Here is a 15,024-nt window from a genome sequence, read left to right as displayed (position 1 = left end):
ACTTCAGAGAACTTTCCACCGTGTTTAGGATTTATTACAAATCAGAATATTACCAAGTTAGAATGCAATGAATATCAAAAAGAAGTGGGACTGCAATCATAACAGGATTTTTAGATTATACTTATCAATAAATACAGGGCGTGAAAATAATTAGCCACTTGTAAATATCATATACTCGAATTTTTTGGATTTCCCCCCGACTATTGATATTGAGCAAAAAAACACCGTAATTCTAACAGAACTACGGTGTTTTTTATGGCGGAGACGGAGGGATTCGAACCCTCGTCCCTCAAGGGGCATCATGATTTCGAGTTTTATAGGTCAATGGTTGTTTAGTGATTTTTGAAGGTGGTTTCGGGCGACTTTGTATTTGCCGAAAATGCTTGATATTAAAGGCTTTTTTGGCGGTTGCACCGCAGAAATCCCGAGAAATAAGGAAAGTTCGAATAACGGCAGTTTCGCTGTTTTTGGAAAGAACAGGCACTATTTTGGAAAGAACTGCGGAAAGAACAGAATAAACATACCAACAACGGCAATACACGGGAAAAACCCACACCGACAAAAATATTTTCGAGGTGTATTGCTATGAATGAAACCGCAATCAACTGGGATTCGATTCCCGATATTATTACCAAAGACCAACTCTATCAAATCTGCCACATCAGTAAATCAACGGCTTTGTATCTGCTGCGAAGCGGAAAGATACCGTGCGAATACACGGGCAAGAAAACTCGCTGTTACAAAATCAAAAAGGCGGATGTTATTACATATCTTGAAAAGAGAAAAGTATTTCCCGAATCCTATTCCGCACCGGCAGGTTGGTACAAGGGGAATTATGCCGTCAAAATGAGCGCCGAAGTACCCGAACAGACTCTTGAAAATATGAAGCTGTATTACACGGAGCTTTTTGCACAATATCCCGATGTGCTGACCGCGAGCGAAATTTCAAAAGTAATCGGCTACGGCACAACGTCAATCAATAATTGGTGCAAGAAAGGACATCTTAAAGCATTCAAAAGAAACAATATGAATCACATTCCGAAAGTCTACTTGATAGAATTCTGCTGTTCAATATACTTTCGCACTATCACCCGAAAATCTGATTGGCATATCCGGGCGCTTCAAGAATTCCCTCGTTGGCAAGTTATACGAGGATTTAAAACAAAAGAGTGATTATTCGCTGTAAAAAGTGGCACAGATTTGGAAATGTTCACTGTAATTTTTGGCACAGGCAAAATTTACAAATTCATAAATCGCACATTCGAAAAAGAGAACCTCTTTTGATACAATTTAAGTATCAAAGGAGGTTTTTACTATGACTGACACATTATTTGAACAACTCGGCGGTGCATACACGCAACAAGGCGATTATCTACTGCCGAACCTAGCTTTACCGGCGGAAAAAGAAACGGGTAATATCGGCGTGTGGGCATTAAGGCACAAACGATATTTGAAACAACATCATAAGGTGCTGTACTATAATTTACTCACATCCGGCAAGCTCCATTCCCACCTCGCCGATACCGAAGAGCAGGCACAACAACTTTTTCTCCGGCTGGTAAAAGAATACGCCGAAAAAGAAGGCGTAACCGAACAACTCAAATCCGCCGACCCAATGGCTTGGGTGCGGCAAATGAACAATATCCGTAGCAGAGCGGCTGAGATTATCAACGAAGAGGTGGTGTTTGAATAGGTATCTAATATATAGAAAAGCGACAACTGGGAGACCTGCTGTCGCTTTTAACATATTTACTGATGGTCAAAGTTATTATATTATTTTATGCCAATATTGTTATACCGCTGTTACAAGTTCCAACACATCAATTGTAGTTGAAAATACACCTATGGTAGCACCATTTGAATCAAAAAAATTCAACCTCAAAATTAGTGCCATCGTATTCTAAAACGATAGTGCCTTCAGTTACAACTGGCAAATCGTTATAATTTGCAGTCAATCTTACGACATCTAATTCTTTCATTTTCCTACTTAACCTCAACTTTTTGTAGTTTCTCAGCTTTATAGGCGATAACATAAACAGTATAAAGATAACTTTTAGAAATCAAACGCAAAATATTTAAAAGTTATCTACCCGTTTGATTCATTCAGCATATTCAAAATATTAAGTAGGGGCTTAAAGCCAGTAAAATCAATTTTTTCGTAATTTTGAAATATGTATTTGGAAAATATATCTTTGTTATAATACTTTTGTGGATTTTCGTCCTTCCTAGAAAACTTTCTGCCTCCAATTTCAATATTTAAAGTTTCTTCAGAAAAAAGGTCTTCCAATTCACACTCGCTTTTACCCAAAGGTAATGGAACGGATACCAAATTTAACTTGCAGTTTGGTTCTAATAGCACATAATTTTCTTTTTCAAGTTGCTCTTTTTTTAGCTCACACAATTCGGTATAGCCGATAAACTTATTCAGCGGGCGTTTGGTATTCTTTTCGTTATCAAACAGCATAATGGTCGGGTGCGGCGAGAACTCAGTTTTATATTTTAGAAAATAATTGCAGAGATTATCTAATCCATTTTTACCAACAAAATAGTTATATAAGGATTTCATCGCATCAGCACCATCTAATCCCATCCCGAAGAAATAACTCCAATGCCTTGATCGTGAAAAGAAAGATAAATGATAGCGAAATTTTCCATTTGAATCTTTTGTAATTAATTTGGGATATTCTTTATATAAACTTTTGAGTGCAGCTTTTATATATAGCACGTCAGTTTTTCCTTCTGTAATTAAAAGCATTTGTTTGTTTGCAACGAAATATTTATAGAAAAGAAAATTCCTATAATCAGTTTCTTTCCCGGATAGTGAGCGATAATTATGTTTTGCACCGCTAATATCATGCTTATTACAGTAAAACTCTATTTGATCTATGAACGACAACCTACCTTCAAGTTGTGCAATCGTCCCATTTTCGCCATCTACCTTAAATTCCCCTGTCGTATACAAAGTGTGCAACATGGCTCGTGTTGCTCTATAAAAATCACGTGGAATATTTATTTTCTGATTGACAACTAGTCCTGTTACCATTTGGCGTGAATCACGATATATAAGTCTAGTTTTTTCTTCATTTATTGAAAATCCGGATTTTTCGATTTCTTTTTTTAGAGCTTCAAAAAATTCATCTTTTTTATCTAAAAAATCCTTATTATTGGTTGAAAAAGTTAGATCATCTGCGTATCTTGTATAATCTAATTTATATTTTTTTGCAATTTTTAACACATGAATATCAAGCGCTTGACAAATTAAATTAGTAATTATAGGAGATGAAGGTGCACCTTGTGGCAAAATACCCTTATAACATGCAATTTGAGCGATAGTTACTGCAACTTCTTTAGGCAAGTTGAAGTAACGATTTGATAAAAAATATCCAAAAACCCTACCAAAGTGAAATGAATTAAAAAAGTTGTTTAAATCAACGCAAAAAATAAACCGCTTATTTTTGTGGATTCTAGCATTAGAAACAATACTTTTATTTTTTTCAAAAGCATGAGAAATATTAGCCTTAATGCCGTTTTCTTTTCGAAGTAGTGTCTGATATTCGTATAGGGCATTTGTTAATTTGCGTTGTATAATCTTTAGTGCACCCGAGGGAGCATAAATATTACGCAAAGTTCCATCTTTTTTGGGTATATCAAAAGAAGAGTAGAAAGACTCTACTCTTGCTTCAAAGAGAACATATGTCAATGTTTTTCTCTGTATTCCTAAAAAGTCCGCCAGTTGGTTACGTGATTGTATTTCATTAAACTTCATTCTTTTTACCTCGAAAAAGAAATAAGCGTGCAACAACTCATTACGCAAATAGCATATAACATCAATATATGATGATCTAAAAAGCGATAAAGAGGCAAACTCCCTGCCATTTTAGTCAACGCTTGCGAAACACAAGCACAAAATCTTGTTGCACGCTTATTAAATTATACCACTTTTGAAACAACTTTTCAATTCGATGAATTGAAAACTAAAGAAAATATTTTGTTATGCGATTAATTATAGAAGGTGGCAGAAGTTCAATTTACATAAAGTACCTAAAATCATAGGATTTATCAAAAAGGACTTCATTTTGTTTGGACATTCTCGAAAGAACTTTGGCAAAATCTAGGGTAACAGGTAATGATTTATACAAACTATCTCCGCTGTTCCAGTTCATTTTAGTCAACATTAGAATTTCTTCTGCTAAAATTCCACCTTCCGATTGCCCCCAAAAGCGTTTGACAACCAGTGGTGCTGGAATGCCTCGTCCACCTTTGAAATAATTATATGAACCAGTCCATTCAGGTATATTAAGAGAACCGTGCGTCCAAATTAAAAAACTATCTTTATTGGTTGGTATTACAGTGCCTCGTTTAATAGCAAAATTTTCTGCCTGTTGAGTTGCTTGCATACCAAAGCGGATAGCTCGCCACGGAGAATGCTCTTGAATCTGCAACAATTCAACATCCACACCTTCGAAAGCCTGTGTTATTCCGATTATCTCTTCTTTCATAAAAGGTGTTGTTTTGTGAATTACCACACGATTGAGCTTAGCCGTAGGACAGCAATGATAATAGCTTTCTCGTAACTCTATCATCATTTCACGAGCTTCATTTCTGTCCATATAAGGATTTGATTTTTCAAAAAAGCAAGGGTTTTTAATTTTTCTTAAAATCATTCTAATACCAGTTCCAGTAGAATCAAATAGTTGACTACAGCCAATGCAGATACCCTGCTTTTCGGACTTTGCATATCCAATACCTATATATGCCGTGTCATCTGAAATTGATCTAGGGTGCCATAGTATACCTTGTGATTTAGCATAAAGGCTTGTTGAGAGGCCCCAAAGAACTTTACAAGTATCATAAGCATTAGTTGAGCGTTCTTCGATAAATTGAACACTAATTCCTTTATCAGCGGCGTAAAGTTTAATTGCATCGTGCAAATTGTAATCGTCTGAACTATCCGGAGATTCTCTAAATCGCGCAAAAGATGTTGGTACAAAAATGACCATAACATCGAAATCCATTGCGTTTTTTGCTGCACGGTCAATCCCCCTCTTAATAAAAGCTGCGAAATCTTGAATTGTGAGTTGTTCGGTTGCTTTAGTTGGATAGGTTATACAAAGATTCGGGTCCGCACTGCTCGGAATTAGAAGCGGCCTTTGATATATCTTTTCAAATCCGGCGTAGTCTGGTAAAAACTTATCTTTGCCGTTTGATTTAGATGAATTATTTAATTTATTTAAATGTCCGATTATTTTATTAAGATGCTCCTTAGGTGAAAATAAAGCTAATTGTATTGGTCTTTGAAGGCGAGAATCATTAATGTACGAACAATCTAAAGGACCATATTGTGAAAGACCAATCAACTGATTGGTTGATGTATGAGACATATCAGTGTCTGAAAAACACATAATTGGCTCGTTATATTGATATGCGTTTAGTTTAATCCATTCTTTTTCTCGGTTTTCGCCGCCTGAGCTTAAAGGAATAAATGTAAACTTTAATTCAAAAAGACCATTTGTAAACGAAATAGTTCTTTTATTGGATAATGTACTCTGCCATATACGAAGTTTTTCATTATACTGTTTATTATAAATTCTTGATAATATCCTATTGGATTGAATTTTATATTCATCGTTAGAAACTTGTTTACCGTTTTCTTTCAGTATATGTATAGATGGCAAGAGAAACAGATAAAATTCTCCAGCTGAATATTCGATTGCCATTTCGATAGCATCAAAAACCGCATAACCACTATCGGTCTTTTTCGTTTTCGCGTCGTAGTATTTATTACGCTTACAACATTGGAAACCTCGATTAAGCATACTGCTTTTTATAAGATCGTATAACATACCCGTGTAAACAGAATCCGATTTTTTCAATAGTCGCTCTTCTGGAAATGTTAATGTGATATCCGATTTGATATGGTTGCCAAAAGTTGAAATTAGTCTCTCAGAAGACTCAAAAGAGTATATTTGTCCATTATACAATGACGCTATACACTTATGCGGATTAATAATTGATTTCAGTTCTGACCAACTAATAATATCAGTTTTAAAACAATTGCACTGAGGAATTGAATCGGCTTTAAATGCATTTAACTTGATGAATTCTTTTATACGATTGCCAGAAAATAAAAGTTCAGAACTTGCTTCAATATCGGCACTTTTTTCTTCAATAAGCTGATTTGAAAATCCTAACGATTTATAAATTGAATATAAAAGACTATCAAACTTGCTAATTTCAACAATATCAGCGATTTTACCACCTGATTTAGCACTTTCGATAAGCGCAGAAACTCGTTTAGATACTGGAACGCCTTTTAAGGTTGTCCAATATAATCCCTTAGAAATAAAATTTGGCTCAGCTATATGTTTTTCAAAAAACGACATAATGGATTCATCGTTGCCAGAATAACCTATAACTATCATACCTCGATTTGTAAGACAGTGAAGCCAGTGCTCCTGCAAAGTGCTTTCTAATTTTTGTAATTCATCTTCTGTATTTTGCAGATTATCATAGCGAAAATCACCATGTAATTTGCATACGCCAGGATATGTAGGGTTGAAATTTTTGATGCTATTCGAGTTTGTTGAGCTACATACTAAGAGCTCTTGCTGGGGATTTATGATATTAACGGCCGTCTCCGTCAATGCGTCAAAATTGGTAGTCCAAACTCTTTTAACTTTATTTTTAATCATCATATCTGCCAAACATAAATATCCTAAGGAAGGATTATGTCTTGTAACTTTTGACTCAATAAAACGCTTTCGTGCAATGCAAGAGTTATAGCATTCCTGAAAATAAAATGAGTATTCATTTGATGCGTATTTAGGAGGATAACCGCCTTTTTTATCAAAATAATCTTGCAGAAATTTTTGTGTGGATGGTAGTTTTAAATCTTTGAATTTTTCGGTGGAAACGTGATTCTCAATACAGTAAATTTCTCTTTTGAAAAACCATATTAAATCTCCTCCGGTTGGTATACCGGAGTTAACGGATGCACCTGCCCCTAGAAAAAAGTCAACTTCTCCGTTTTCCATTACAGAGAAATTTCTAATTAATTGTTCCTGAGAAATCACAAGTATACCTCCTTATAGGTAATAAATTGACTATTATATAATTATCTGTTTCACCGAATTCACTTCACTTTTCTCGACAAAAACATTGTCTTCAAAAAATTCTGCGATAATAAACCTCGCTCGGAGGCATCAAACACAGAAATGTTTCGACATATTACTTTATCCGTATCAATAATAGCTTCATCGACTTTTATCATTTGATAACCTACTTTTTATAGTCTAACAATTAGCAAACCGGTTCATTATGCTCCTGGATAAATGCAAGTCGTTTTTGATGTAATGTTTCAATTTCTCCAACTTTGGCAACATACGCATAAATTCTTATGGATTGCCAACCGGTTACTCGGCATCCCCATTCATTAAGAGTGATTTTTTCGCCATTGAAATCAACGTATTTTTCATCAATTAATGTTGCAACGGATTCGTCCGGTTTTAGGGTCAGATAAATCTTATCACCTTTTTTAATAAGCCCAAACTCAATTAACTTGTCCATTTTAGGTAAGGAAGCTTCAAGTTTTTTGTTGTTAGTTTTTATCTGTGAAATATCTATATCTGGTGTTGGTAAACAATCGTCAACGATAGTATTTATTAAATTTTTGCCTCTTTCGACGATGTTATTGTATGTATTAAAATCATCATATTCCGGTAAATCAATAGCCGTGTTTTGTCTACCGGAGTTTTTATCTTTGTAATAGATCCTTAAGTTACCTATCTGATTTAAGATTTTGCGTGTGAAAGTATCATAATCCATACCCGTAATGATCTCGCTTGGGAAATCGTTGCCATCTTTTAATACTAAGGAATCAGATGCATCTTTATAATATTTGAATTCATTAGAATCTTTATCCGGGGTTTGAACGAGTAAATGATCAAGACTAAATGCGGAACTAAACGAATTTAACAATGTATATGCTTGGTCATATGATATTTTTGTTTTACCGGATTCGTCTTTTGACGTTGAATCATATAGTGCAAGCAATGAAATTGTAAGTTTTTTATTTTGCTCATAAGCGTCCATCGATGTTAAATCAGATTTCAGTTTATCCGCTGTGACACCTTGTTTCACAAGTTCAGCAGCAATAGTATTGATAATTAAATCCTTTGAAACTTTGTTAGTAGTATATATGTCGTTCATAATACTAGAAAATAATGTAATTGCATCTTTACTATCACGACTGCTGATAGTGAGAAATTTCATCATAAAACTTATTGTTTCGGAAACGATATCTACTACTGCTTCTTTATTTATATTTCCTTGTTTGTATTCAACCAATGTGCGCAAGAAGAGGGCTTTAGGATGTTTATATGAGATTTCCGTAAAAATCTTATAATAAAACCTGAATTTATTGTTCTTAACTAAATTATTTGCTTGTTCAGCAGATGATAGCATTTTGTAAAAGTCAACCTTATCGTACATATCATCCAAAAGCTTTTTAAGAGCTTCAGCTTCATTAGTTTCATTAAAGTATTGTAACAATCTGCTTTGGCAAATTGACTTAAAATTATTGATGTTTATATTTTGCCTGTAAAAACATAAAAATGCTTTGATATAGTTATACAGATAATCGTAAAGATTATCTTCAGTTTTAATGATTAACTGACCCCACTTATCAAGATAAGTGCCGTATGAAGCTTCATCTAATTTTGAAAAAATATAAGTCTTTATTAGGTCGATTTCTTCGAGTTTTTTACCTTTACTGTTGATAGATTCAAACATCGAGAAAACCTTGTTTGCTTTGCAGTTGGCTTCAATCACAATAAACTGAATATACTGCAAAATATAGTCAGCAAAGTCAAGTATTTTCCCTTGGTCATCTGCAGATATTTCTTTTTGGAGAGTATTATATATATGCTTATAATTAGAAATTACACGTTCTTCAAAAGTAGAAGCACAATGATAATTATCACAAAAATTAATTACGGTTTTTGGGTTATCAAAACAATGGTTGTACAAATCGGAAAAACATTTTTTCTCGATGCTATTGAGAGTGACTGCTGTATATTCTTTGTGATATGTTCTATTGACATATTTCCAAAGAGCCTCTTTAATGTTGTTAAGAGTCTTATCTGTTTCACTAACCCCCATAGTTAATGACAATGTGTACAATGCCATTAATATAAGTGTAAATGTTGTAATTCTTTGTTGACCATCAATTATATCGTATTTTGTAATTAATCCGTTAATCTTATCATTTTTGTCATAGACAATAATATTGCCAGTATAATATCCCTCGTCCTTGCTATCGGATTGATAAGCTTCTATAATATCATTCAACAAAACTTCAACTTGTTCCTTATCCCAAGAATAAGGACGTTGATAAACTGGAACATCGTACATACATTTAAATAGGTTTTCTAAATTCCACAAATGTGGGTCAAGTGCTTTTCCTGCCATATTCTTTCTGCCTTTCATCATCGTTTTGAATTGTTTATGAATGCCTTCCAACAAATTTTCTTATGAATAGTTTTAAACACGATTAATTCATTTCAAGCATTAGAATATTCATATTATGATTACTCTTCAAAATTTTTGTGTACTTAAATGTGTTTGCTTGAACTATGACATGTTTTAGTGAACAATATGCAGTTTGTAAGCATTAGTCATTGCACAAGAAAAATAATTGTTACATGTTAATAGTAATTTCATCATTGCATCTAAGCGTTTGGAAAGAGTCCTCATAACTTAAAACACCACTATTTACCTTTTCGGCAAATAATAGAAGATTTTTCGAATTTAAAACTCCGCCATCATAATCAGTCCTATTTTTGATATATTGGATATTATCTCTATAATGTCCTCTAAATTCAGATGAAATAAAAAGATAACTAAATGAAGATACATTTTCTCCAAAATGCTCCCACCACTGGTTAGGGTTTAAATCTCCTCTATTTTTATTTTCTTCAATATATCTAATCATCTCATCAGCTTGGGTGATTGGAAGATTATAACCGTTGGAATAAGCCTTTGTGTCTACAATTACACCGTTAGTATCTTTATAGAATAGACCATCTGGTCGCCTTGCTCCACCAAGATGCAAACCTTGATAATTCAGTTCATCTGTAAATAAAGACATTGTTTCCAACTCAAATTCTCTATTAGAGCTGTTATCATATGACAAGTCAAGTAAAACAAGATATCTATGATTAACATTGCGAAGTTGCTCCCTAACTTCGTCTTTTATGACTGATATATCCGTTCTTTGTGTGACAGCATCAATATCATTCGGAATACTTAAGTTGGAAATTACATCTTTAATTAAGAATCCGTTTGCAGTTCTATCTATTTGAAGTCCGATTGAAATTAAGCTGTTGATATCATCAGCTATCGTTGCTTCATTTAACTCATATCCATTTTGATATAAGTAAGACTTAATTTCTTCAATAGTCCTTCGCGTTGATTTTATCGATTGAATAATATAGTATCTTCGATTTCTTAAATAATTGGCATCTGGAGCAGCTGTTGCAAGCATATTCCAAAAGACTCGTTTTGTTGATCTTCCGTGTCTTGTCCTTCCCATAACTCTATTGAGATATGATTGTCCTCTTTGGGTTATCATGTAACTTTGCCCAATTGTAGTTGTATGTGGAGCACCCAAATAGTTTTCTGTTACTTTTTTTGGCACTTTTGCAACCCAGCCAATTTGACATAGCCACCCGGCAATCATACGCGCATATTTATCACTGCTACCCTCAAAGTTCTGTCTTATTTCAGTTCTTTCTGTGGGAGTTGTTGCAGTGTCAATTCCTCCAACATATAGTGATTGTGAAACTGATGTAAATCCAGCTTCACCGATAAAGCCTAATTGTCTTCCTATTTCAAACTTTGTTAAATGGCCTTGTTCGGAAAGTAATTGAAGAATTCGACATGCAGGGGGATAAGACAACATGGCTTCGCCAAATAAACTTTTTTCCTCATCACTTCCATTATCTGATTCTGCAAATCGTTGACCTAAATCAGAAACTTTGCATGTGTCACTTTCAGAGTTGTACTCTATAAAGCCAAGAGAGACCGCCCATCGAATAAAGCATTCTGCTTGCCAATCTCCTTGATAAGGTTTGTTTTGTCCATTTGGCAATCTTTTCTGTGCCGGAGTTGCTATTTGTGCAATTCCCGAACAAGCGGCATTTCCGCGACCGCCTTTTGAAACAATCTCTCTTGCTTGGTCAATACTGTATCCAAACATGTTGACATTTTCTTCCACTGTTAGTTGTTTTCCGCTACCAAACCCTTTGAACAAATCATATGGCACACTATTGCAGTTTTCTCCGGTAATAGCATCTATGAGTTCATATTTGTTAAATCTATCCGGGACAAAATTGGGAATAAGTTCTTCTCGCAATCTTTGATTCAATCTTGATTCTGGAACAATCGAAAGTATAACACTCTTTAAATTATCAAAAGATCCTCCATCTTGAATCCAACCAAAAGTTCTACTCATTTGTAATCAACACCTCTCTTGTTTCTGATTTTGTGTTTATTAAATGATAACTACTGTTATTATAATTACAATCTAAATTATGAACGGTATACTTTTTTGACCATTCTGTCAGTATAACATTTGTTTTACCTTTATGTATTAATACATTTGACATAGCAAATTTAATTCCCTTAGCAGACAAATCATCTAATAAATTGATTAAATCAATATCATCCTGAAAACACCACCCGTTAAAGCCTCTTTTTCCATCATTGTACGAACCAGTGCTTATACTGTAAGGAGGGTCACAATACACTAAATCTCCTTTTTGTAGTATTGAGTAATCAAAATTCCTAAAGTCCACACTGGAAAAATTATAATTATTAATTGTTTCCATAAACGAAGATAGCCTTTTTCTTATTGAATCGTTAAAGCTACTTCTATTCTTTCCAAAAGGGTTATTGAATTCGTGGCTTGAATTGAATCTCAATTGATAGTTAAAGCTATAGTTCATAAGAAGGTATAAGTCGAGAGGATCTTTATCAGAATTGTTGTAATAATCTCTGAAATTTAAATAGCCTTCTAAATTTGTTTTGCTTAATCCAAACTTCAAAATTTTTGAGTCAAGTATAGTTATCAGCAAGTCGTAGTCAATTTTTTGAAAAGATTTATATATGTCAATTAGATGATAGTTTACATCGTTGCAGTAAACTGTATTACAGTTTGTTGGGCTATAATTAATAGCAACATCAAGTCCACCAGAAAACAAATCCACAAAACAATTCGACTTGGGCAAAAGTGGAATTATTTGATCCAGTAATCGGTATTTGTTACCTATGTAGTTCATCGGACTTTTCAAATAAGCCATATTACTACCCCTCCAAATTTATAAAATAGATTTGTTCCTTTAGCCCGATTTTATTGTTAGGAATTTTACTTTTATATCTTCTGTATGGATATTCATACAGTTTTACAGTTCCAAAATGATTAAAAAGAGATATCATTTCTTTTGTGCCTAGTAACCCTTCATTATTGTAACTGACTATCGCATATTTTGATTGAAGATTGTGAAATAAAGACTCAAAAGCTTGTTTTACGGAAGACTTTGAGCAGAATGCTGATTTTTTATACGGTCGCATTCCTGTTACACCATTAATAGCTGGCATATCATATTTTGCTATTGTCTCAAGAATATGATAGTTTGCAGAATATTCCCTTTGATTATATGGGGTATCAATATATACCAAATCAAACTTTTGAGATTTGCATAGTTCTATTGCATCCATATTGTAAGATTCACAAGTTTTGTTACTATTGATTATTTCTATGGGATTTATTTTAAGCTGATTATAAGTTCTTTTATCCCAATGTTTCAAATAGGCAGCATACACACCTGTTATATTTGCAACATATGGAACAGCAGAAATTAGGCAGGCAAGCAAATAATAATATTCGCTTTCAGTTATTTTTTTGTTTTGCAACCATTCTTCAATTTGCTGCCTAACAGCATCTATTTTTAAAGCGTTGTTTTGCTGAAAATACATTCTATTACATGAATCATTAGGTGTATAATTTTTGTAAATAAAAGCCGTACTTTTATCTATTTCGGTTGAAATGTTGTTTAGATATTCAAAGACATCAATTCCGGCTAAACCATCAAAATTTGGAGCTGTATTTAACTCAGTCATCCCTCTAACAAGAGCATAGCTCATATACATGATATCGTTAGAAATTACTTTTTTCCCTTGTTTTTTAAAATGCTGAGATACTACACCAGAACCGCAAAATAAATCACCAACAATAGAAATATCATCATCTATATTTTCGCATATAACGCTGTCAATTTGATTTAGCATTAAGCTCTTTCCGCCAATAAAGCGCATAATAAACATATCTCCTATTTTAATTCTTTCGTCTTAAAAGTTATATAACCCATGTAGTAGCTGTGGTCGATGCATTATATTTACTTCGCAGCTATATTACACTAACACTTCCCATTTGCCGTCTACTCTGCGGACATATTGTTACTCTTTCAGAGAGCTAATAATTCGCTTAATACTTCTGACGGACTTTCCTGTATGTTATGCAACCTCAGTTTGCTTAACACACAGGTCCTATTTTATTAAATCTAATACAGCAAGTTATTCCAAAGTGCCAATTTGGCACTTTGGGACTGTATAGCGGCACTTTGGGATTTTACAATTCTTCCGTCTTAAAGGTTGTATAACCCTCATAGTAGTAGCTGTGGTCGATGCCTTTCATATAGACCTCACGGCTGTTTATTTCGTCTGTAAGCGCACATTTTAGTAAGACTTTGATTTCCACATCTTTAATCGGGCTACGCTCCATTGCAAGGAGATAATCTTCTTTGTCAACCTTGCTCCAATCGACAACCTTGCCGATTTCGTTCTTTAAGATATGGTCAAGCCAAATGCGGGTGCTGCGACCGTTACCCTCACGGAACGGGTGGGCAATGTTCATCTCAACATACTTTTCAACGATCTCGTCAAAGTTTGACTGCGGCATTTTATCGATGTTCTCAAGTGCCGCTTGCAAGTACATTAAAGGCGCAAAACGGAAATTGCCCTTTGCAATATTGACGGTTCTGAGTTCGCCTGCGAAGTTGTAAATATCTTCAAAGAGATATTTATGGATTGCTTGCAATGTAGAAAACTTGCCGGCAGGAAGATTATCTAAAATACATTTTTCAAAAAGTTCAGCAGCCTTTTTCTTGCTGATGCGCTCTTCTTCACGGGCAAGGTCGGCAGAGCTTGTCAGCCCTAATTTATTTTCAAGTGCCATAGCGCACCTCCAAAATCAATTATAGTATTTTTGACATTAAAACGATTACAACTACAATAATTAGAATACCTACTAAAAATGTCATACAACCGGCAACCTTTGGGGATGATTTCTTATGATTAGCAGTCGGCTGAGAATATGTGTATGTAGGGGATTCCGGCTTATGATTTTGTACTAGTTTTTGAGCCGGGCGAGGTTTGGTGGCTTTTGAATACAAAGCGAGAGGATCGGTTTGATTCATTATGCGCGAATAAAAATCGTCAAGCCACTCAGTATCACTCGGTTCGCACATATTTTGCTCGGTGCAATCAGGTTCATGTGCTATTTGGTTTCTAACCCAACGGTAGTGTTTCAGTTGTTTTAAGTCGTCATCCCAACCTCTTACAAGATAAGAACCACGGGGAGTATTTATCATTTCATCAATATAAGCGGATATACGCCTATCGTCATTTAATACTTCGCCGCATAATCTTTCAAGATGTTTATACGATTCAATAAAACCCATATTGTACATCTCCGAAACTTACTTATCCGCCGCAATACCGGATTTCATCCAAGCGTCTACTTCGCTGACCTTGAATTTCCAAAGGCGACCAATTTTTGCGGCGGGCATATTTCTTTTTTCTATCCAAGCGAGTACGGTGTCACGGCTTACGCCGAGGTATTCGCAAATTTCTTTCATTGAGTACCAGCGTTCGATGTTGGAATTCATTAAATTATCCTCACTTTCG

The 15,024-nt window shown here is 34.5% G+C and carries 12 protein-coding genes; 3 read left to right on the top strand and 9 right to left on the bottom strand.

Annotated elements, in window-relative coordinates:
- The first annotated feature begins 370 nt into the window (after positions 1-370).
- From QDI94_RS02770 to QDI94_RS02760, 3 genes are all read left to right on the top strand, one after another.
- Positions 371-589 (top strand): hypothetical protein, encoded by a 219-nt coding sequence (locus tag QDI94_RS02770; protein WP_278866936.1) that lies wholly within the window; start codon positions 371-373, stop codon positions 587-589.
- Positions 586-1,173, top strand: coding sequence for a helix-turn-helix domain-containing protein (locus QDI94_RS02765; RefSeq protein ID WP_278866934.1), 588 nt, complete (start codon positions 586-588; stop codon positions 1,171-1,173). Before QDI94_RS02770 ends, QDI94_RS02765 begins: the two co-directional genes overlap by 4 nt.
- A gap of 142 nt (positions 1,174-1,315) precedes the next feature.
- Positions 1,316-1,693, top strand: a complete 378-nt coding sequence (locus tag QDI94_RS02760) for a TnpV protein (RefSeq protein ID WP_278866931.1) — start codon at positions 1,316-1,318, stop codon at positions 1,691-1,693.
- 393 nt (positions 1,694-2,086) lie between these two features.
- Here the strand turns inward: QDI94_RS02760 and QDI94_RS02755 are convergent, their stop codons facing one another.
- The 9 genes from QDI94_RS02755 to QDI94_RS02715 all read right to left on the bottom strand — a co-directional run bounded on the left by QDI94_RS02755 (position 2,087) and on the right by QDI94_RS02715 (position 15,005).
- Positions 2,087-3,766, bottom strand: coding sequence for a retron Ec67 family RNA-directed DNA polymerase/endonuclease (locus QDI94_RS02755; RefSeq protein ID WP_278866928.1), 1,680 nt, complete (start codon positions 3,764-3,766; stop codon positions 2,087-2,089).
- A 262-nt stretch (positions 3,767-4,028) separates the two neighbouring features.
- On the bottom strand, positions 4,029-7,073 hold the full coding sequence (locus QDI94_RS02750) for an SIR2 family protein (RefSeq protein WP_278866925.1): 3,045 nt from the start codon (positions 7,071-7,073) through the stop codon (positions 4,029-4,031).
- 226 nt (positions 7,074-7,299) lie between these two features.
- A complete protein-coding gene (locus QDI94_RS02745; protein WP_278866922.1) occupies positions 7,300-9,468 on the bottom strand; it encodes a DUF262 domain-containing protein in 2,169 nt (722 codons plus the stop codon).
- 229 nt (positions 9,469-9,697) lie between these two features.
- Complete coding sequence (locus QDI94_RS02740) at positions 9,698-11,512, bottom strand: restriction endonuclease FokI C-terminal domain-containing protein (protein ID WP_278866919.1); 1,815 nt, start codon at positions 11,510-11,512, stop codon at positions 9,698-9,700.
- Positions 11,505-12,359: a DNA adenine methylase gene (locus QDI94_RS02735; protein ID WP_278866917.1), complete on the bottom strand. Its 855-nt coding sequence runs from the start codon at positions 12,357-12,359 to the stop codon at positions 11,505-11,507. The genes QDI94_RS02740 and QDI94_RS02735 overlap by 8 nt, the downstream gene beginning before the upstream one ends.
- Before the next feature lie 4 nt (positions 12,360-12,363).
- The gene (locus tag QDI94_RS02730) at positions 12,364-13,383 is read right to left on the bottom strand and encodes a DNA adenine methylase (protein ID WP_278866915.1); all 1,020 of its coding nucleotides are present in this window, start codon (positions 13,381-13,383) and stop codon (positions 12,364-12,366) included.
- Between the two features lie 304 nt (positions 13,384-13,687).
- Entirely contained in the window at positions 13,688-14,293 is a 606-nt protein-coding gene (fic, locus tag QDI94_RS02725; RefSeq protein ID WP_278866913.1) for a protein adenylyltransferase Fic, read from the bottom strand.
- A 19-nt stretch (positions 14,294-14,312) separates the two neighbouring features.
- Complete coding sequence (locus tag QDI94_RS02720; RefSeq protein WP_278866911.1) at positions 14,313-14,798, bottom strand: DUF6548 family protein; 486 nt, start codon at positions 14,796-14,798, stop codon at positions 14,313-14,315.
- A gap of 18 nt (positions 14,799-14,816) precedes the next feature.
- Positions 14,817-15,005: a helix-turn-helix domain-containing protein gene (locus QDI94_RS02715; protein WP_278866909.1), complete on the bottom strand. Its 189-nt coding sequence runs from the start codon at positions 15,003-15,005 to the stop codon at positions 14,817-14,819.
- Positions 15,006-15,024 lie beyond the last annotated feature (19 nt).

The sequence above is a fragment of the Ruminococcus bromii genome (assembly GCF_928721825.1).
GTDB lineage: Bacteria > Bacillota > Clostridia > Oscillospirales > Acutalibacteraceae > Ruminococcoides > Ruminococcoides bromii.
This window is presented reverse-complemented; position numbering and strand designations above follow the sequence as displayed.

Bases quoted from the DNA above. Each gene is read 5' to 3' on its own strand.
- QDI94_RS02755 (WP_278866928.1), bottom strand. From the start codon at position 3,766: ATGAAGTTTAATGAAATACAATCACGTAACCAACTGGCGGACTTTTTA.
- QDI94_RS02740 (WP_278866919.1), bottom strand. From the start codon at position 11,512: ATGAGTAGAACTTTTGGTTGGATTCAAGATGGAGGATCTTTTGATAAT.
- QDI94_RS02730 (WP_278866915.1), bottom strand. From the start codon at position 13,383: ATGTTTATTATGCGCTTTATTGGCGGAAAGAGCTTAATGCTAAATCAA.
- fic (WP_278866913.1), bottom strand. From the start codon at position 14,293: ATGGCACTTGAAAATAAATTAGGGCTGACAAGCTCTGCCGACCTTGCC.
- QDI94_RS02760 (WP_278866931.1), top strand. From the start codon at position 1,316: ATGACTGACACATTATTTGAACAACTCGGCGGTGCATACACGCAACAA.
- QDI94_RS02745 (WP_278866922.1), bottom strand. From the start codon at position 9,468: ATGGCAGGAAAAGCACTTGACCCACATTTGTGGAATTTAGAAAACCTA.
- QDI94_RS02715 (WP_278866909.1), bottom strand. From the start codon at position 15,005: ATGAATTCCAACATCGAACGCTGGTACTCAATGAAAGAAATTTGCGAA.
- QDI94_RS02735 (WP_278866917.1), bottom strand. From the start codon at position 12,359: ATGGCTTATTTGAAAAGTCCGATGAACTACATAGGTAACAAATACCGA.
- QDI94_RS02720 (WP_278866911.1), bottom strand. From the start codon at position 14,798: ATGGGTTTTATTGAATCGTATAAACATCTTGAAAGATTATGCGGCGAA.
- QDI94_RS02765 (WP_278866934.1), top strand. From the start codon at position 586: ATGAATGAAACCGCAATCAACTGGGATTCGATTCCCGATATTATTACC.